General features: G+C 45.6%; 12 protein-coding genes. 6 read left to right on the forward strand and 6 right to left on the reverse strand.

Annotation, left to right across the window (positions count from 1 at the left end; translation table 11 throughout):
• Positions 1–113 precede the first annotated feature (113 nt).
• Complete coding sequence (locus QT990_RS32605) at positions 114–1,337, forward strand: RNA-guided endonuclease TnpB family protein (protein WP_333147021.1); 1,224 nt, start codon at positions 114–116, stop codon at positions 1,335–1,337.
• 10 nt (positions 1,338–1,347) lie between these two features.
• Here QT990_RS32605 and QT990_RS32610 read toward each other — a convergent pair whose 3' ends face one another.
• Positions 1,348–4,557, reverse strand: coding sequence for an EAL domain-containing protein (locus QT990_RS32610; protein WP_333466239.1), 3,210 nt, complete (start codon positions 4,555–4,557; stop codon positions 1,348–1,350).
• A gap of 371 nt (positions 4,558–4,928) precedes the next feature.
• On the reverse strand, positions 4,929–8,204 hold the full coding sequence (locus QT990_RS32615) for a PAS domain S-box protein (RefSeq protein WP_333147025.1): 3,276 nt from the start codon (positions 8,202–8,204) through the stop codon (positions 4,929–4,931).
• A 545-nt stretch (positions 8,205–8,749) separates the two neighbouring features.
• Here QT990_RS32615 and gatB point away from each other — a divergent pair.
• The 5 genes from gatB (at position 8,750) to QT990_RS32640 (ending at position 14,618) form a co-directional block, all read left to right on the forward strand.
• Positions 8,750–10,252 carry an Asp-tRNA(Asn)/Glu-tRNA(Gln) amidotransferase subunit GatB gene (gatB, locus tag QT990_RS32620; RefSeq protein WP_333466240.1) on the forward strand — a complete coding sequence of 501 codons (1,503 nt, stop codon included), beginning with the start codon at positions 8,750–8,752 and terminating at the stop codon, positions 10,250–10,252.
• A 498-nt stretch (positions 10,253–10,750) separates the two neighbouring features.
• A complete protein-coding gene (locus QT990_RS32625) occupies positions 10,751–11,917 on the forward strand; it encodes a pentapeptide repeat-containing protein (protein WP_333147029.1) in 1,167 nt (388 codons plus the stop codon).
• 39 nt (positions 11,918–11,956) lie between these two features.
• Complete coding sequence (locus tag QT990_RS32630; protein ID WP_333466241.1) at positions 11,957–12,544, forward strand: Uma2 family endonuclease; 588 nt, start codon at positions 11,957–11,959, stop codon at positions 12,542–12,544.
• Between the two features lie 97 nt (positions 12,545–12,641).
• Positions 12,642–13,280, forward strand: a complete 639-nt coding sequence (locus tag QT990_RS32635; protein WP_333466242.1) for a Uma2 family endonuclease — start codon at positions 12,642–12,644, stop codon at positions 13,278–13,280.
• A gap of 105 nt (positions 13,281–13,385) precedes the next feature.
• Complete coding sequence (locus tag QT990_RS32640; RefSeq protein WP_333466243.1) at positions 13,386–14,618, forward strand: pentapeptide repeat-containing protein; 1,233 nt, start codon at positions 13,386–13,388, stop codon at positions 14,616–14,618.
• 403 nt (positions 14,619–15,021) lie between these two features.
• On the opposite strand, the gene QT990_RS32645 is transcribed toward QT990_RS32640, so the two are convergent.
• The 4 genes from QT990_RS32645 to QT990_RS32660 all read right to left on the reverse strand — a co-directional run bounded on the left by QT990_RS32645 (position 15,022) and on the right by QT990_RS32660 (position 20,235).
• On the reverse strand, positions 15,022–15,402 hold the full coding sequence (locus QT990_RS32645; protein ID WP_333318350.1) for a response regulator: 381 nt from the start codon (positions 15,400–15,402) through the stop codon (positions 15,022–15,024).
• A 127-nt stretch (positions 15,403–15,529) separates the two neighbouring features.
• Positions 15,530–16,093, reverse strand: a complete 564-nt coding sequence (locus tag QT990_RS32650; protein WP_333147038.1) for a hypothetical protein — start codon at positions 16,091–16,093, stop codon at positions 15,530–15,532.
• Between the two features lie 269 nt (positions 16,094–16,362).
• Entirely contained in the window at positions 16,363–16,743 is a 381-nt protein-coding gene (locus QT990_RS32655; protein ID WP_333147040.1) for a response regulator, read from the reverse strand.
• Positions 16,744–16,800: 57 nt separating this feature from the next.
• On the reverse strand, positions 16,801–20,235 hold the full coding sequence (locus QT990_RS32660; protein WP_333466244.1) for a PAS domain S-box protein: 3,435 nt from the start codon (positions 20,233–20,235) through the stop codon (positions 16,801–16,803).
• Between the last annotated feature and the right edge of the window lie 263 nt (positions 20,236–20,498).

Here is a 20,498-nt window from a genome sequence, read left to right on the forward strand (position 1 = left end):
ATTTTAAATCACCCTAACCTTCCGTCAGTCCTATCCTATGGTACTCTCGCTGCTTAAAAACTGTCCGAAGTATTGTTACTGAAATGTTTATAATACAGTAAGGAGGCAATGAGATGCTGCATACTGCTATCAAGGTTCGACTTTATCCAACATTAGAGCAACAAGCCCTACTGTCTGGGCACTTTGGCTGTGCCAGATGGTGGTGGAACTATGGTCTAAATAAGTCAATTGAGACTTATAAAGAAACGGGTAAAAGCCTTGGTCAGTCAGCACTCAATGCCTTTTTACCAAAACTCAAGAAAACCGAAGAAAGACTTTGGTTGTCTGAATGTTACAGCCAAGTTTTGCAAGCAACAACGCTCAACCTCACAACCGCCTATAAAAACTTTTTTGCAGGTCGTGGTAGGTTCCCGCGCTACAAGTCAAAGCATGGTAAGCAATCGATTCAGTATCCTCAAAATGTCAAGGTACTTGATGGGTTTATTCAGTTTCCGGGCAAGGTCGGCAAAGTTAAAGCCAAGTTGCACAGGAACATAGAAGGAACAATCAAAACCGTAACGGTTAGTTTAAATCCTTCTGGGAAATACTTTGCCTCAATATTGACGGAGAGTGAAGGCGACAATCCGACTGTTTCAACGGTCGGCAAAGTAATTGGAATTGACTTGGGATTGACTCATTTTGCTATTACGAGCAATGGCTGCAAAGTCTCTAAGTATGATAACCCTAAGCATCTAGCCAAACACGAGAAAAACCTCAAACGCAAGCAACAAAAGCTAGCTAAAAAACAGAAAGGAAGTAATTCAAGGAACCAAGCTAAAAAGACGGTAGCTAAAGTGTACGAACGGGTAAGTAAATCCCGTCAGGATTTTCTACATAAGCTTTCGAGAAAGCTCGTCAATGAAAACCAAGTTGTCGTAGTAGAGAATCTTAATGTCAAAGGCATGGTACGCAATCACAATTTAGCTAAAGCCATATCTGATGTGGGATGGGGAACCTTTATCAATTTCCTAGCTTACAAGCTAGAGAAAAAAGGTGGCAAGTTGGTTGAAATTGACCGCTGGTTCCCCAGCTCCAAGCTCTGCTCTAATTGCTATTACCAGATTGATAAGTTACCGCTTGATATTAGGGAGTGGACTTGTCCTAATTGCGGTACTCGTCATGACCGTGATGGTAACGCCGCAACAAACATTAGATCCGAAGGCATCAGGATACTACAGACGGATGGAACAGCCGTTTTTGCTAACGGAGGGGAAGTAAGACCAAAGATTGGACGCAAGTCTGTTCTGAGGCATTCCTCTGTGATGTTAGAAGCCCACACTATAATCGTTTCGATTTAGTGTGGGTAGTTCACTGGCCTTTCTCTAACAAACTAAATGTCAGCAAATTCTGATTTTCTGCTTGCTGTCGGATTAGGGCTGCTGCTGTTTGAGAGTCTACTGCCTTTGAGAAAAAGAATCCCTGGGCGTACTCACATTTTAACCCTTTAAGTATAGATAGTTGCGAGGCTTCTTCGACTCCTTCGGCTACTACATCCATGCCTAAATTGTGGGACAAAGTAACGATCGACCGCACAATTTCTGTCGGATCAATGCCTCCTTTACTGAAATCGAACTCACCTCCCATCCTGCTAACAAAAGAGCGGTCTATTTTTAAGGTATTGGTGGGGAAGCGGTGCAGGTAGGAGAGCGAGGAATAGCCGGTGCCGAAGTCGTCAATGCACAAGTGTATGTTTCTGGTTCTGAGCTGCACCAGCATTGCTGTTACTGATTCGGAATTTTCTATGAGTACGCTTTCGGTAATTTCTAGTTTTAAACTGCTGCCGTCGAGGTTAGTTTCTTGAAGAACTTGGTCGATGTATTCGATTAAATCTGGCTGAGAAAACTGTTTGACAGAAATGTTGACGCTAACGCTTAAGGGGGGGTTGCTGGGAAATAGCTGCTGCCACTGGCGGATTTGGTGGCAAGCTGTGCGGAGTACCCAGCGGCCCAGGGGTACGATCAAGCCGGTTTCTTCGGCAATGGTGATGAATTCACCGGGGGAAACTAAGCCTCGTTCTGGATGCTGCCAGCGCACTAGGGCCTCAAAACAGGTAATTGTGTTATTGGCGATCGACACGATCGGCTGGTAGTGAATAATAAACTGGGGCGCTGCGGATAAGGGAGGTAAGGCTGATTCTGGGGATGGGGCCAAGTCTTCTTCTTTCGCCTGGTCTCTAATTGATTCGATCGCCCGCCGCAGGTCGTTTTCTAGCTGCAACAGGCGCAAAGCGTGGGCGTGCATGGAACTGTTGAAAACTTCGTGTCGGGCTCTGCCGAGTTCTTTGGCGCGGTACATTGCTGTGTCGGCGTCGCGCAGTAGGGTTGTCGGTTCCAGGTATTCGCCAGAACTCAAAGCTATGCCGATGCTGGCGGTGATAAATACTTCGTGTCCGTCTAGAAGGAGAGGGGAGGTGATTTTCTTTTGCAGGCGGTTGACAATGGTGGTAGCTTCATTGATGCCCTCGATGTCTTCTAGCAACAGCACAAACTCGTCTCCTCCGAGGCGGGCCACTGTATCTCCGGGCCTCAGACAAGCTTCCAGACGCCGCGCGATCGATACTAGCAGTTGATCCCCGATAGCGTGGCCGAGGGAATCGTTGACTACTTTAAATCTATCTAAATCGAGAAACAGCACGGCAAACAAGTAGTCTTTGCGCCGTTTGGCCAGCCTCAGAGCGTGTTCGAGCCGATCGGTAAATAGCGATCGATTGGGCAATCCGGTGAGGGCGTCGTGAAAAGCATCGTGCAGCAGTTGTTCTTCGGCGAGTTTGCGCTGAGTGATGTCGTGACAGTTAATCACGATTCCCTCGACTGCGGGATCGTACAGCAAGTTGGTGGCTACAGCTTCTACATAACACCAGGAACCGTTGCGGTGGCGGACTCGGTACTCAACTGGGCACTGGCTTCTTTTGGGGTTTTCAATGGCTTTGTGGAGGGTTTCGGTGATCGTGGCGCAGTCGTCGGGGTGAACTATTTCTAAGGCGCTGCGCCCGATCGCCTGGTGGGGCGGGTATCCTAAAATTCGCTTAACCGAAGGGCTGATGTAGCGGAAGATTCCTTCGGCGTCGAGAATGATCGTGATGTCTGTGGCGTTTTCAATCAGCGATCGAAATCGCTGTTCGCTTTGGCGCAGGGCTGATTCTGCTTGTTTGCGATCGCTGATGTCGAGCGCTACTCCGTCTATAATTACGTCGCCGTTTTCGTTTTTGGAAAATTTAGCGCTGTCTTGCACCCACTTGACCTCCCCAGATCTCAGAACGATGCGGTACTGGCGATCGCACGGCAAAAGACTCGCTCTCGATGCTGCTACGCCACTGTCAGACGAGCTTTTGTCCTCTGGATGGATGATTTCGGTCAATAGTTCCGGGTGGGAAATCACTTCTTCGGCCGCGAACCCAGTAACCTCGCGCACGCCCGGACTGATGTAGGGCATGGAGATTTTGCCATCTGGATGCAGCACGGTGCGGTAGACTGAGCCGGGAATGTTGGCTGCCATTGTGGCTAGCTGCTGCTGGATGCCGCAGACTTCTGCTTCGGCGCGCTTGCGTTCTGCAAGTTCGGTTTGGGCTTGTTGGTAGAGTTCGGCTTGGTGGATCGCGATCGCGCACTGATCGGCTATGGCTTTGAGTAGTGACAGTTCTTCTGCGCTCCAACAGCGCGCCCGATCGCACTGATAGAGGCTAATTCCTCCCAAAAATGACTGCTGGTAGAGCAGCGGGGCGATCGCGACGGAGCGAAACCCTACCAACCCTGCTGATTCTTGCAGGGACGGGCACAGGGTGGATAATTCGTCGATAATCAGGGTTTCCCCAGCCGCGAGCCCGGATCGGTAGTGCTCGGCCACTTTGCAATTTAGCCCGACAAACCCTTCTCTGTCGGATGCTTTGCTGATGTAGCGAACTCTGATGCCGCCTTCAGCATCTGGCTGCAAGATGGCGCAGGCGCTGATGTCTAGAGCTTCGTGCAGTTGATCTGCAGTGGTTTGGAGCACTTCGTCGAGTACAAGGGTGAAGCGCATGGCTTGGAGGATGCGGTTGACGATCGCTTCTCGCTGAGCTTGCCGCTGAATTTGGACGATCGCTTCTTGTTGCTGGCGCCGCATTTTGTATTCTTGGAGCGATCGTTCTAAGACTGTTGGCAACCTAAACAGCCGCCCTTTTAATACATAATCGGTCATTCCGGCTTTTATGCACTCAACGGCAGCTTCTTCTCCCAAACTTCCCGTTACTAAAATTAAGGGTATGTCTTGCCCTAATTCCTGCATTAATTTCAACACTTCTAAACCGTTGAAGCCGGGGAGGCGGTAATCTGAGAGTACAGCATCGTACTTGCAATTCTGGAGCAGTTTTCTGCACTCTGTTGCTGTTTCTGCCGTCTCGCACTTAAAATTTACCCCCCCCGCTTCTAAGGCGAGCACTATTAATTCCATATCTTCTGCCATGTCTTCGATAATCAACAAGTTTAATGTTGATTCCGCTACCATTTTTAGTAGATAGTTAGTCTGATTTATATCTAACATAAGGTATTGGGTAGGTTTTCAATTGGTTATTCGTGTTTTTGCTAGTAATTATTTAGACGGAATTTGGTGGTTAATTTTATCTCGATATTTTTAGTTATTTTTAGCAAAATCAATTATATACTCTACTCGCAAGACCTTTATTTAGCACTGCCAGTCGAGGGCTGACCGAACCGATTGGGGATCATCCCAATTTTTAAAAGAGCATTTTTTAGGAGTACGAACATCTTGCACAGCCCGGCCTAGAGCTTTCGCTTCCATGCCTAACAGTGAACACTGCTGTCACACCAAAATTCTGATGCTCTCACCGATTGTGACTTATTTAAGTGTATAAGAGTTTTAAATTTAGAATTTAAAACTCTTATACACTTAACTTACGAATCTATATTACCGTTTGAGATTGTTTGCGCTAGTTTAAAGTAAAACGTGGCTCCTTGACTAGGTAGGCTTTCAGCCCAAACAGTGCCGCCGTGGCGGTGAATAATCCGCTGGACGATCGCCAAACCGATGCCCGTACCTTCAAATTCTCTCTGGGAGTGCAGCCTCTGAAAGGCTCCAAACAGGCGATCGGCATATTCCATCGGAAAACCCACGCCGTTATCCTTGACAAAAATCGTCCCATCAGGTAAACCCTCAATAACTATTGTAGCCGGAGTGCGTCCGCGGCTGAACTTGACGGCGTTGCTAATCAAGTTGCTGAACACCTGTTGCAGCAAGGTTGGATCTCCCATTACTGTCGGCAAATCTCCGACGGCAAATTCAACGCTGTGGGGAGTTTGGGCCGGATCTGCGACGGTTGGTGGTTTAGTCAATTTAATCGCATTTTGTACCAAACGGCTCAGATCGATCGGAATTTGCCTCAACTCGGTGCGAGTCACCCGCGACAGGGCGAGCAAACCGTCAATCAACAGGCTCATTTTTTGGCTACTGTCTTCAATTACTTCCATATAGTGAACTATTTTGCGATCGCTCAAAGCCTCCGTTAATTCTAGCCGCTGTTTCAAGGCTTCTACAAAACCTGAAATGTGTCGCAAAGGTGCGCGCAAGTCGTGGGAAACTGAGTAAGAAAAAGATTCTAATTCTTGATTGGCAGCTTCTAATTGCTCTGTCCGTTCTGACAAAGCTTGTTTTGTCTCTACCAACTCAGTGATATCGCGAGAAGTCCCAATTAAAGCATAAACCTCGCCCTCGATATTTCTCAGGGGAATTTTAAAAGTATCGTAGTAAGTAGTGTCGCCAGATATCACAAATTTATCCTGCAAGTGCAGAGTTTCCCCTGTTTCAAATACCTGCGAATTTTCCCTAGAGAATTTTGCGGCTATTTCTGGGGCGAAACATTCAAAAATAGTTTTGCCCTGCATCTCTTTTCTGCTATTTAATCCAGCAGTTTTGGCCACAGATTGGTTGACAAAAGACAGGCACATGTTCTCGCGCTCTACCACAAAAATGTGATCGGGCAAAGCATCAAAAAAAGTTTCTAATTCTGCGGTACGCTGCGCGACTTGAGCTTCTAAAGTTTCGTTGAGTTCTTTAAGTTCAGCTTCTACTCGTTTGCGTTCGGTAATATCTTGACCAATGCTGATACACCTGCCGTCCGAAAGACGAACATTGGCCCAAGAAGTGTCGATAATTCGCCCGTCTCTAACTTTTGTCTTGAAGTCGCTCCAGTTCGGATTTGCTGCTTCAATTTCATCCCAAACATATTGACGGTCTTCTGGCTGCAGATAAAATTCGGCCAAGATATCCCGGTTTGTGATTTCTGCCAAACTCCAGCCTAGCACTTCTTCCCAGTGGCGGTTTACCCAGTTTATTTGACTGTTTTTGTCCAAGAATGCGAGCATGACTGGCACGTTGTCGAATATAGTTTGCAGCAGTTCTTTTTGCTGTTTTAATGATTCTTCGGCTTGTTTGCGATCGCTGATGTCGAGTACGGAACCGATAAATTGTAAAATTTGTCCGTCTGGGGTTCTTTTGAAAATTTTAGAGCGATCGTGTACCCAGCGCCATTCCCCATTTTTGTGTTTGATTCTGTAGTCTCTGTCATCCGTTTCATAGGGATTCCTGCTGTGTTTGAGTCGCTCCATACCTGTAATTAGCTTTAAAATATCATCGGGATGAACTAAGTTAGCTACAGCGTCTTTACCCAAATCTCGCAATTCTTGGGGAGTGTATCCCAGCATGGCTGTGACCGATTCATTTGCATACATATTTTTGCTGTCAACTGCATCGTAAATGTATAGAAAGTTAGGTATAGTTGTAACAATACTCTCTAAAAGTTGCTGGTGTTTTTGCAACTCCAATTCTGCCTGCTTGCGCTCGCTTAAGTCCAGCACAAAACTGACGCCTAACTGCTTCGTTCCTTCTAAAAATGTGCTGCCCAGCAGCACGGGAACGCGGCTACCATCGGAGCGTATAAATTCTTTTTCAAAGGGAAGAACCGTATTTCTAGCCTTCAGTTCTGCCACTTTTTCTGTATCTAAACGCACGTATTCGGGCGGTGTCATTTCTTGCCAGTTAACTCTTCCGGCAAGCAGCTCCTCCCGCGTATAGTTGACGGTGTTTAAAAAAGCGGCGTTGGCATCTGTAATGCTGCCGTTAAGATCCCAAAAAATTAGACCGATCATGTTAGAATCAACTATGGCTTTAAATTTGGATTCGCTTTGTCGCAACTGATCTTCGACTTGTTTTAGTTCTGTGATGTCGCGGGAGATGGATAAAACTGTTTCTACTGAATTGTCTTCAGCAAATTCGGGAATGACTCGACAGTGGTAATGTTTTATGCCATCGGGAGTGGGAAACTCAAATTCTATGGTTTCTTGTTTGCCGCTACCCAAAACTTTCATAAAAGCCTCATCCCACAGGTCGCACAAGTGTGGTGGCATTCCTGATTCTCTGTTGCTTTTGCCAATCAATTCTGCGGGGGGTTTTCCGGTTGCTGATTCTACTGCGTGGTTGATGTAAATGTGGCGTAGTTTGCGATCGAACCGAGCGATAATATCGGTCGCATTTTCCGCTAGGGTGCTGAAAGCTTGTTCGCGCCGATGCAGTTCTTCTTGAGTGCGGTGGAAATCGGTTATGTCTCTGGCAAAAGATAGAATTGAAACTAATCTTCCCGATTCATCGATTAGGGCAGAATTGTACCATTCGCAGTAAATTACCGAGCCATCTTTGGTATAGTTGCGGTTGTGGCAAACATTGCGGGGCTCTCTGTTGTGTAACAGTTGATTTGTGACGGCGCACACTTGCTCGAAGTCTTCTTGATGAACTATTGACCATTCGTGCCAGTATTTGCCCATTACTTCTGCTGCACTCCAGCCAAATATTTGTTCTGCCATTGGCGACCACCGCACTACCCGAAATTCGCTGTCCCACTCTACCACTGCCATTGGTGAGTTTTCTAGATGAAATTCCCGCCGCGAGTTGGCTTTTTTTATTTGAGTTTGAAGTTGCTGCCGGAGTTGCTTTGCCTCGGCCAAGCGGTCGCTGAGTTCCTGTGTATTTGCTGAGCCCGCGTTGGCAATGTGAGCAATGGTTTCTGCTGTTTGTTTTTCGAGTTCGTTCCAAGCGAGTTCGAGGGCTGATTCCGCCGGCTCTACCTCAGTGATGCTGTTCTGAAACAGTGTGGCACTTTTAACTGGAATTTCACGCATAGTTTTGACACTTAGGCCAGTGTTACTTTGAGAATTCAAAATTAAAGCTTAAAAATTAAAAATATAGAATTTCCTGTTAAATTATACATTTTTAATTTTTAGTCTGTGCGTGGAGCCCGATCGTTGGAGGCGGGCGGCGTTATTAAAGATTGCCAGTAAAAGGATCTGGGGTGCAGATTGATCGGCAATTGTGGTGGATCGATCTAAAATTCTCCTGGGTAAGGGAAGGGTGCGGGCAGGAGCTGACCCTAACTATATTTTTGCATAGAGTTGTTGTTTGGGGGCGATCAAAAGGATCTCGGCGTGGCTGCGGGCTGGGGTCGATCGCCAATCTGTAGCAGGGCGTTGCCTATGCAGAGCCCCATTTGTCTCAACTAAACACGCTTTCTCAAAGTCGGGCAGGGCTTTAACCCCCTGTCGGACTGAGGGTTGGACGGGCTGGTTGACACCAATGAAACCGCCCCTACCTACAAATAATCTCCCATCACTTTGGTCAATAAAAAGCTAAAATAAAATCTAAAGTTATTCAGTCTTTTAAATCGCTTATGACTGCTGCTGTACCCTCTTCGATAAAAAACCAAACTCAGTACGAAGCCATTATCGGTCTCGAAACTCATTGTCAATTGAGTACGAATACTAAAATTTTCTCCAGTTCTTCTACAGAATTTGGCAATGCCCCAAATACTAACATTGACCCAATTTGTATGGGAATGCCGGGAGTGTTGCCAGTATTAAATCAAAAAGTTCTGGAGTATGCCGTGAAAGCAGGGCTGGCTCTCAACTGCTCCATCGCACCTTACAGTAAGTTTGACCGCAAGCAATATTTCTATCCCGATTTGCCGAAAAATTATCAAATTTCTCAGTTCGATTTGCCGATCGCTACTAACGGTTGGCTAGAAATTGAACTCGTGGATGAGACGGGAAATTCTACTATAAAAAAAATCGGGATCACTCGCTTGCACATGGAGGAAGATGCCGGAAAATTGGTTCACGGCGGCAGCGATCGGTTGAGCGGTTCTACTTATTCAATGGTAGATTACAACCGCGCCGGTGTGCCTCTAATCGAAATTGTTTCGGAACCGGATTTGCGATCGGGCGCGGAAGCTGCCGAATACGGTCAAGAATTGCGCCGGATCGTGCGCTACATCGGTGTTGGCGACGGGAATATGCAGGAAGGTTCGCTCCGGTGCGACGTGAATATTTCGGTGCGCCCGGTTGGCCAAAAAGAGTTCGGCACGAAGGTGGAAATTAAAAATATGAACTCTTTTAATGCCATCGAACGGGCGATCGATTACGAGATCGAGCGGCAAATTCAAGCTGTGGAAAATGGCGAAACCATCATCCAAGAAACCCGGCTTTGGGATGAAAACAAGCAGTGTACTTTCAGTATGCGGATTAAGGAAGGTGCGAGCGATTACCGGTATTTCCCGGAACCGGATTTACCTCCGATCAAAGTTTCAGCCGAGCAATTGCAGGATTGGCAAGCTCAACTGCCGGAATTGCCGGCAATGAAGCGCAATCGCTACGAAACAGAGCTCGGTCTTTCTCCCTACGACGCGCGGGTGCTGACTGACGACAAAGCGGTGGCGGAGTATTTTGAAAAATCGATCGCCGCCGGTGCTGTGGCTAAACAAGCTGCCAATTGGGTGATGGGCGATATTACTGCTTATCTGAAAAATGAAAAGCTGGCGATCGCAGAAATTCCTTTCCAACCGCAGGATTTAGCCGAACTGCTGGGGTTAATTGAGGCCGGCACGATCAGTGGCAAAATTGCTAAGGATATTTTGCCGGAGTTGCTGGCAAACGGTGGTTCGCCTCAGAAGTTCGTTGAGAGCAAGGGTTTGATTCAAATTTCGGATACTGGGGCGATCGATCGGGCGATCGATGCCGTGTTAGCCGCCAATCCCAAGGAGCTCGAACAGTACCGAGCCGGTAAAACTAAGCTGCTGGGCTTTTTTGTCGGCAAGGTGATGAAGGAAACGGGCGGCCGAGCCGATCCCAAACTGACCAATGAGCTGCTGACGGCGAAGCTTAACGCCCCAGGCTAAGCAAGTCGTTAAGGGGATCGTGTAGCGGATACAGCGGCGGGCGATCGGTTTTTCCTGATCTCGCCATTCTCGCGGGATCGTAACTTTATAATTAATCTACATTTCTTTACAACATCTTCACGTTTGGGGGTAACACCCCTCATCCCGGTCGTGTTATATTGTGTTATGTAGATGCACCCTGATGGCAGAGAGAGTTACTTAGGTAGCTCTCTCTTTTTTTTGTCTTTTTTTTTCACGGACGTGAAAATACGGATGGGGGAGAGGGCAGGGCTGTTTCATTCTCAGATCAAAAGGAGGTTTTCTGTAGGGGCAGTGCTAAGAGTGCCTGCCCCAAACCCAAAAGGGGCAACCACGGGGGGTTTGCCCCTACAAGAAAATGAAACCGCCCTGGGGGAGAGGGGGATGGGCTATACCGATTCTCGATTACTGATTACCGATTAGCAATTACCGCTTTGAGTCGATTAATATCAACTTTAGTTATTAACTAATTTTGACAGTATGAGCGAACAAGCTAGCGAGCTAATCAAGCAGGGGATTTCGCAATATCAGGCGCGTCAATTTGAGGCGGCGCTCGGTTCTTGGCAGGAAGCGCTGGGGCTGTATCGCTCAATGGACGATAAGCGCCGATCGGGTGCGGCGCTGGGTAATATGGGCGTAGCTTACGAAGCGCTGGGAAATTATGCTCAGGCGATCGACTGCTACCAGCAACATTTGGTGTTAGCGCGGGAAATTGGCGATCGCCGGGGTGAGGCAAATGCTTTGGGAAATCTGGGCAATGCTTGCTGTGCTCTTGAGGATTTTTCTGGTGCTATTGATTACCAGCAACAGCGTTTGGCGATCGCGCGGGACACTGGCGACGGGCGCTCTGAGTTGGAAACTTTGGGTAATTTGGCGCTAGCTTACGATGCTAAGGGAGATTTGCCTGGTGCGATCGAATGCTATCACCAGCAGTTGTCGATCGCGCGCGCCAGCAAGGACGATCGCATTGAGCGCAATGCTCTCAAGAATTTGAAGGTTGCTTACAAGTATTTAGCAGATTACGAGAAGGCCGACGAGTACCGACAGCAGCAATTGGCGATCGTGCGGGAACTGTTTTTAATTGATAAAAATAAGAGTTTTGTACAACTTGCAGAAACAGTTGGTTTGAATCCGATTGAGGATTTTGCTGGGGCTAATTTAAGCGGTTTTGACTTGCACTACGCTGATTTTAACGGTGCGGATTTGCGCGAAACCAACCTCCGAGGCGCAGATTTGACTTTGGCGGATCTCAGCGGTGCTTTGCTGAGCGCTGCTATTTTAATTGATGCTAATTTGTGCAATGCTAATTTGCGGGATGCTGAACTCAGCAGCGCCAATTTGAGCGGTGCAGATTTGCGAACAAAGCTGCCCAGGGCTAATTTGAGCGGTGCAAATTTAACCGACGCTAATTTGAGCAGTGCTTATTTACCGAATGCGATTTTAGTAAATGCAAATTTGACAAATACTGATTTCAAAAATGCTGATTTAAGTGGTGTTAATTTGAGTGGTGCGATTTTAAACGGTGCTGATTTGACCCGCGCTGATTTGAAAAATACGGTGGTTAAAAATGCGAACTTTTCTGGTTGTGTGGGAATTTCGGAAGCCCTGAAGGTTGAATTGAGGACACGGGGCGGGATTTTTGAGTAGAATTGGAAAGGTTGGTAATTGTAGAGGGTAAGAAAAGCTATGACTGCCGTAACTGCAAAACGATTCTCGATCGCCGAATATCACCGTTTGGGAGAACTGGGATTTTTCGCCCCCGATGACCGAGTTGAATTGATTCGCGGAGAAATTATCATTATGGCTGCTAAAGGTACGTTTCACTCTGTTTGCAACTCGCTATTGCTTAAAAAATTGTACCCACTGCTGGAAGAACGAGCGATCGTGCGCGGTCAAGAGCCGATTATTTTGTCGGCTGATAGCGAACCAGAGCCTGATGTTGTTATTGCTTGCAATCGTTCTGATAATTATTTATCTTCTCACCCGCAGCCTGCTGATATTTTGTTGGTAATTGAGGTTTCCGATTCTACTTTGAAATACGACAGGAGAACCAAGTTATCTCTCTATGCTGAATCGGGAATTTCTGATTATTGGATATTTAATTTGGTAGATATTCAACTGGAAATGCACAGCGAACCTTATCAAAAACAAAGAGGTGGTTTCGATTATCGAGTCAAACGAGTGGTTTTGCCGAATGAGGTTGTGGTAATTCCAGGTTTCCCAGATTTGTCTCTCGATTTATCTGCGGTATTTCCGGCGCAGATGGGTGAGTGAAGGTGAGGAGTGCGTAGGCCGGGGCCGGGGCGTAGCCATCGCCCGGATTGATGATATAATGCACAAGTGCGATTGAACTCTTCACCAAAGTAGCACTATGACCGCTAAAACTCTCGCCCCACCCGAACAAATTGTCCAGCTATCCGGTATCAGTTGGCAAACCTACGAAAATTTGCTTGCCGAAATCGGCGATCGGCAAATTCGACTGACATATAATCGCGGCAATCTGGAAATTAGGGTACCTTCTCCAGAACACGAACGCTTCAAAACAATAATGGGTCGATTTGTTGAAACCTTAGCGGAAGAATTAGAGGTGAGAATTGAACCTCTTGGATCTACCACATTTAAACGTCCTGAACTTAGCGGTGTAGAACCTGATGAATGTTTTTACATCCAGAATATTAGTGCAGTTAAAGGCAAAAAAAGAATTGACCTGACTCAAGATCCGCCGCCGGATTTAGTGGTGGAAATTGATATTACCAGCCGTTCGGAAAATACCTTGCAGGTTTATGCGGATCTGGGAGTGCCGGAAGTTTGGATTTATAATGGACTGCGACTCAGAATCAACAGATTAGAAAATGGAGAATATGTTGAGAGCGAGATCAGTTTAGCATTTCCCAGCTTACCGATATTAGAGATTGTCAGATTTTTGGAACAAGCAGAAACAATGGACTATTTGGAATTAGTAAAAGCATTTCGGAATTGGGTAAAAAGCCAAATTCAGCAAAATCAATGAAGGGCGGAGGAAGTTAAACAAAATTTACAATTTTACAAAAAAAAAAGCGGTGGTGTGATAAAATAGAGATCATAAACTAATTTAAATATCAATTACAGGCTGGTAGTGCCAGCAATTCTACCCGATATGCGATCGCTAGAGTCTCACAACAAATACCCAGATTGCTTGTGGATGCAATTAGAAGCAATTCCCGTTCCATCGGTTGCACCCCAAACCCAGCAGCTCGACATTCACTTGAGCCTGAATTTTAACGAGCATTGGGAACCCCTGCTAGGTGGTCGCGTCAAATTTGGTCTGCAAGGCGGGACGCTTAAACTATATCTAGAAAACTGCGAAATACCCGTAGCATCACGTCAGTTAGTCGGTTCTTTCAAGCTTTTGCCCATAGGAGAAACCCTGGCCATTCAAAGCAGTGCAGAAAATTTAGCAACCGAAAGTCAGCGGGGAGTTCAGGGCGGGGAAACGGCGGAAAAAACTAAGGAAACAGAGAGCATATTTTGTCACGTTTCCACAATCAGCGATGATAGAACGCCAGCTTGGATTTTTGCAGTAGAACAGGGCAAATCAGTATTAAAAGGTTTGCTAAAAAGTGCTAAGCTGGGAGAATTAGCTGCCAAAGAATTTCGGATGGCAGCGGCTTTTGAAGTTGCTAAAGAAGATATTTATCTCACAGATGCGGAGGGTTTGTGGCCGCACGAAATCACGCCAAATCAACATTCGATTTTAGAAAGAATCCTGACTATATACCTGCAAGCAAATAAACTCAAACCTGCTCTCAGTTGGGCGCTATTCTCCTACAATTTGCCTCCGGTTGAACCGCGCGAAGTGGAAATTGTGCCGGAAGCTGAATCGGAATTGCAGGAAATGGTCGATCGCATTATTTCCGCTGAAACCGACAACTTTGTAGAGTTGGCCCAAATCGCCAATCTCAACCCAGCACTAGATTTCGCGGGTGGTAGCTTGCGCGGAACGACTTTAAGTGCAGTGGATTTTAGCAGCGCAAATCTCGATCGGGCAAATTTCCGGGGCGCAACCTTAAACGATGCCGATTTCAGCGACGCCAACCTGCAAAATGCCAAATTCGGCGGTGCAGATTTGAGTGGGGCTTTCTTAGGAAATGCTGATTTAAGCGGTGCAGATTTGCACAAAGCAAGTCTGGCTTTAGCTAACCTCAGCGGTGCCAATTTGAGCGGCGCAAATCTGCTGGAAGTGAACTTAACAAATACTAATTTCAGTGGTGCGAATGTCGAGTCAGCCAGATTCGGGAATAATTCAGGAATCGATGAGGAGATGCAGGTGAATCTACAGCAGCGAGGCGCAATTTTTGAGGAGGTTTAGTCGCTAAGTGCGAGATCCCTTTTATTCATCCGCCTCCATTGTGGCACGGGCGTCACGCCTGTGCGATGGAATTTCACCTTAAAACTATCGCCTCTCAAGAAAGTAGCTTCTTAATCCTTAAGTCTGTAACTAAATTTATAGAGGGCGATGAACCGTAGCTGTTAAGAGGGGAAACAGGCATTTCTTGCCAACACTGACGGCAAAACCAGTATACTTGACTGTGGCGAAGGTGACGCAGCATTTGATTCGTGCAGCAAGGACAGCTTGTCATAAAAACCTCTTTTTTATCGACGAAAGTGTATTTTTCTCTTGTTGCCAAGTGCTGTAAGCTGGGTTGAAGCAGCAACTCTATGAATGTAGAGGTAAATTATTAAGAATCCTGCGTCTGCCCTACCGGGGAGTGTCAATCATCCCATCCCAAAATCTCTGCCACTTTTCCCGGCAGGCTGGTGGCTTCAAATGGTTTGGGAATTACCCCAGCAACACCCATTTTGGCAAAGTTGGCCATATCACTTGACAAAACTCTTGCTGTCAGCAAAATCACTGGAATCGATCGAGTTATGGGATCGGATTGGAGACGATCGTACACAGCAAACCCATCCATTCCCGGCATTGATACATCCAGCAAAATAGCGTTAGGTCGTTCTGTTTGTAGGATTTGTAAACATTCTTGTCCTGATTCGGCCACCAGGGTATTCCATCCCGCGAGGTCTTCCAGGCACATCTGTATCAGTTCACGGAGGTGTTCTTGGTCATCAACGATGAGAATTTGTTTCCCTATCATCTTGCTTTCGGGCAGGAGACTGCCATCATAATTAGCTATTTGCAAAGTGTTCATTTTATTTGGGTTGATTAGAAATCAATTTTTCGGTGGTCAATTGGGTCTCAAATACACATCTTTGAGGAATCGCTCAAAGATGTGTATTTGAGACTTGAATCCGAACTTGGGAGGGCGGAACTCTCAACTCTTTGGCAAGCTGAATTGTTAAACGATCCGAGTGTATTTCAGTCCCATAGATTTCAGGATGTACGCGGTGGGGCAACGGGATGAGAATTTGAAATCCACTAGGAAGGAAATAATTCACATCTTGCATTATTCTCAAGAACGGGCAAGATGCCCGTTCCACAAAGAGTAGATTTTCTTGTGGAACAGGCATCTTGCCTGTTCCTAAAAGGCTAATTGAGAATGGTGCAAGATATAAGAAATAACCTTCTACTCCAGCCGCTTCGGTAGGTTGACCTTGGATTAAAACAGTTTCTGGAGTGATTTGGAGATTCAATTTGACAAGATGAATGTCATAAATGTGAACTTTAAGGATAAGTGTCAGATCCTTTTCTTGAATTCTAATACCTGCGATCGGTGTTTCCTCTGTATGAGCAATCCCAAGTGTGGATTGCTGACAACCAGTGGGAAAACGGGAAAATGAACCTGCGACATCCTGATTTATATCATTCAAAGCCTGAAAAGCATTCATTGAGTCTCCTCCTAATGCCAAGAACTGTTAGCTGCATAGCAGGAGAGTAAATAGCAACGGTAAGGAATTGGTAAAGATTCCGTTATTGTTACAAAAATTGACAAAAATGGTGAAAGTCAATCGATTTTCGATTTTCGATTTTCGATTGAAGCATTCACCCCACGGATAAATTCGGGGGGCAAGTTTCATCGGATACAGGTTTTTTATTTCTGCGTCCTGAGTCTGCTTTCGGAATGAATCCGGGGGCTTGTATCCTGGATGCTTGATTGTCAATCCTCCCATCCCAAAATCTCTGCTACTTCTTCCGTCAAGGTGATGGGTTGGATTGGTTTGGCAATTACCCCAGCTACCGCCATCTTGGCAAATTTAGCCCGATCGCTGGGCAAAACTTTCGCTGTCAGCAGAATCACTGGAATCGATCGGGTAATCGGATCGGACTGGAGGGTCTCGTACACAGCAAACCCATCCATTCCCGGCATAGATACATCCAGCAAAATAGCGTTGGGTTGTTCTGTTTGCAGTATTTGTAAACATTCCTCTCCCGATCCTGCCGCCACTGTTTCCCATCCGCCTAAATCTTCTAAGCAGGCCTGCACAAGTTCCCGAAGGTGTTCTTCATCGTCAACAACTAGAATTTGTCTGTCAGTCATGGGATTTTGGATTGGAGATTTTGGATTTGGGATGGATGCTACCGATTAATCTAAGCGTTATTCAATGGTGGGTAAGGGTAGGGTAAAGCAAAATGTGCTGCCTTCACCTAAGATACTTTCCGCCCAGATTTTGCCACCATGCTGCTCAACTATACTGCGACAGATGGGTAAACCTAAACCGGTGCCTCCTTTTTCACGGGAGTCGGAGGCATCGACTTGCTGAAATCGCCCAAAAATGAGTTCTAGTTTATCGGCTGGAATGCCTCGCCCGTGATCGCTAACTTGGAACAGCACAAAGTCTGTCTGGTTTTCGGCACTCAGATGAATTGTGGAATAGGCAGGTGAGAATTTAATCGCATTACTGAGCAAATTTGTTAAGGTTTGGACGATCGCATCTCCTGTTGCCCAGACTTCTGCATCCGTGGGGGTAACGATTAATGAGATCTGCTGTTGAATAGCGATCGCCTGAATGCTATCTACTGCTTGCTGCATCAAATCGGCAGCTTTGCAAACAGTTTTCTCCACAATTGCCCGCCCGGAGTCTAGGCGCTCCAAATCTAAAATATCATTAACCAGGTTCACTAAACGATTGGTATCGAGGAGAGCAATTTCAATCATGCGTCTAGATTTTTCGGGCTTTTTATCATAAACCCCACTTTTTATTAGTCCTAATGACATTTGAATTCCTGTCAAAGGAGTGCGAAGTTCATGGCTGACAATGCCAATGAACTCATCTTTAATGTGTTCGAGCCTTTGTCGATCAGTAATATCTTCCCCAATGCTGATAATTCCAATGATGTTTCCCTCTGAATCTTGCAGAATGGTATTGTTCCACGCAATGAACCGTTCTTCACCCGATTCAGTCAAGATGGCATTTTGATAATAGAGATGATAGTTAGAGGCTAAAACTTCCGAAAAAACAACTTTAATCGATTGTTGGATAGAACGGGGTAAGAAGTTTTCAAACCAATTTTTTCCGAGAACTTCTGGGTGAGTATATCCTGTGAGTTTTAAGAAGAAAGGATTAACGTAATTGACATTTCCCCCTATATCAAGTCCGACAACAATCAACTGCACGTTATCCAAAAGCGATCGCCAGCGTCGTTCGGCTTCTCGGATCGTGGCTTCGGCTTGCTTACGTTCTTGCAGTTCTAGGTGAAGTTGTCGGTAGAGCTTGGATTGCTGAATGGCGATCGACAATTGGCTGGCAATCTGTTCAACTAATTCTATTTCCCACGATTGCCATTGACGAGGTGCCTTATTTTGGTAGATAGCTAACAAACCCCAGAGATTTTCTCTCAAAAATATCGGGAAGACTGCATAACTTTTTGCTTGGAATTGTTCCACTAGCTCGATATGACAGGGTTGAAGTTCAGCGCTGTAAATATTATTAATAACAAAATTTTCATGATTGCGGAATCGACCGCCGTGAGTTTCTTGCAGATAGGTATCTGCACAATTTTTTTGAACATCGCTTCCTATCAGTTTTACCCAATCCTCACCAACTGACTCCACGACAAAATCACCACTCCAATCAGGATTAAAGCGGTAAATAGCAGCGCGATCCGTTTGTAATGTCTGCCTGATTTCAGTAACAGCAGTATTTAGAACTGCCTCCAGATCCAAAGATTGGCGAATCCCTTGAGTAATCCTCCATAGCAAATTTTCCTTTCGGGATTTCTGTAGTAAGGCTACTGCCGCCTCTTGTCGAAGTTCTTCGAGGTGCTTCGCTACTGTGATATCTTGATGAACTGCCACCAGAACATCGCCATAGTCTGAATGATTGAATACACAGCAAGTCGCACTACACCAAAATGGAGTCCCATCTTTCTTGACATTATGAACTTCATAGCTAAATTCACCCCTTTGTAAAACGGCAGACCGAATGGCTTGATTTGTATCTTCAGGACTCACCGATGCGCTGCCATAGTTGAGAATTGAAACGTGCTGACCGTTGAGTTCGCCAGAGTCATAGCCAAACATCTGCTCAAATTTAGGATTGGCATAGACAATAACTGCATTATCTGTTCTTACTAAACAAATGCCTTCGGCCATGTTGCGGGTAATGACAGCCTGAAGCTCCAGCATTTGTTCGGCTTGTTTAAGCTTAGTCAGATCGCGCAGACTGACGATTACCCCTACAATATTTTCGCCTGCATCACGTAAAGGTATATAAGTAACGCTCAAAAATTGCCTGACTAAATTGGGAGAATCAAACCAGTTTTCATACTGAATTTTTTCGCCCGTCAAACATCTGTCTAACCGAGGTTTTATCATGTTATCGAACACGTCTGCATCCAGGATATTTCTAACAGAATTTCCGATAACTTCGCTTTCAGATTTGTTGCACCAATTCAAATAAGCTTGATTGACTATTTGATAAATATAGTTACGATCCATCAACACAATCCCATCTGTTGTATTGAAGACGATGCGTTCATATTGGCGGAATGCTTCTTCTGTACGTTTGCGATCTGTGATATCAAATACGCTAGAACGACTCATCATGAAGTTACCTGCTTCATCATAAATTGCTGTAGCATTTAGGTTAATCCAAAGGGGTTCTCCATTTTTATTCAATATCTGAAACTCTAAATTATCGATGTATCCTTGTTTTTTAAATAAGGGAAAGTTTTGATAAAAAATATTTTTACTTTCAACTGTAATTAAATCCACAAATTTCTTCTTGTGGACAATTTCATCGCGGGAATAGCCTAACCACTTCAGTTCCGTATCATTAATCATAATTATTGTTCCTGCTGCATCTAGGGAATGATAGCCACAGGGAGCCTTATTATATAGGTCTTCAACTTGAGTGATGTAGTGTTGCAAGCTATCGTTGACTTCAGTGAGTTCGGGTGTCCGTTCTCTGCCTGGTTGTTCGAGTTCAGTATGGAGTTGCTGTAGGGAAATTCCTGCTGGTTGGCGCTCCCTCTGTTCCGTTTGTACTTGAGGAAATAAATCAGCTTGCTGAATGGCAATTCCAGCTTGAGTTGCTAGCTGTCGCATGAGTTCAATTTCTGATGGTTGCCATTCGCGAGGTGCTGCACAGTGATGGGCAATCAATAATCCCCAAAGTTCTTCTCCCTTAAGGATAGGAATAACCAGGTTAGCTCTAACTTGAAAAGTGGTCAGGAATTCCCGGTGACAAGTATCAATTGGGGCAGTATAAATATCAGATTTAGAGGTAAATAAGCCTTGTTTGAAGGGTTCGATATAGTTTTCACCCACGCAAGGATCGTGTATCTGAGTGGATAAGATTGCTGTCCATTCTGAACCAACTGACTCTACCAACACCTTTCCGCTCCAGTCTGGAGCAAATTGGAAGATAATTACCCGATCGCATTGCAGAATGTTTCTGAGTTCCGTTACCGTAGTGTTGAGAATATCTTCTAGATTGACGGATTCGGAGAGAGAAAGTGCGGTTTTAGCAAGGATTTGTTGTTGCTGTTGTTGCAATTCCCCATAATTCTCATCAGTATGATCTATCATTAATCTACTTAATTAATTAATTACATTTTTTAGATTGAGGCCGAAACCGGGTTTTTAGCCATCGTGCGTAATACCAATTTAATGTGAAGTTGCACATATCTCGATCCCCCTAAATCCCCCTTAAGAAGGGGGACGAAAGATCGGAATCTTGTCCCCTCCTTATTAAGGCAGGGCGGTTTCATTCTTGGTAGGGGCAATCCCCCTGTGGTTGCCCCCATGTCCCAAACGCCTGTGAAATCGTCTGTGGGTGGGGGCGGGCACGG

The organism is Microcoleus sp. T3_B1 (assembly GCF_036700445.1).
Classification (GTDB): domain Bacteria; phylum Cyanobacteriota; class Cyanobacteriia; order Cyanobacteriales; family Microcoleaceae; genus Microcoleus.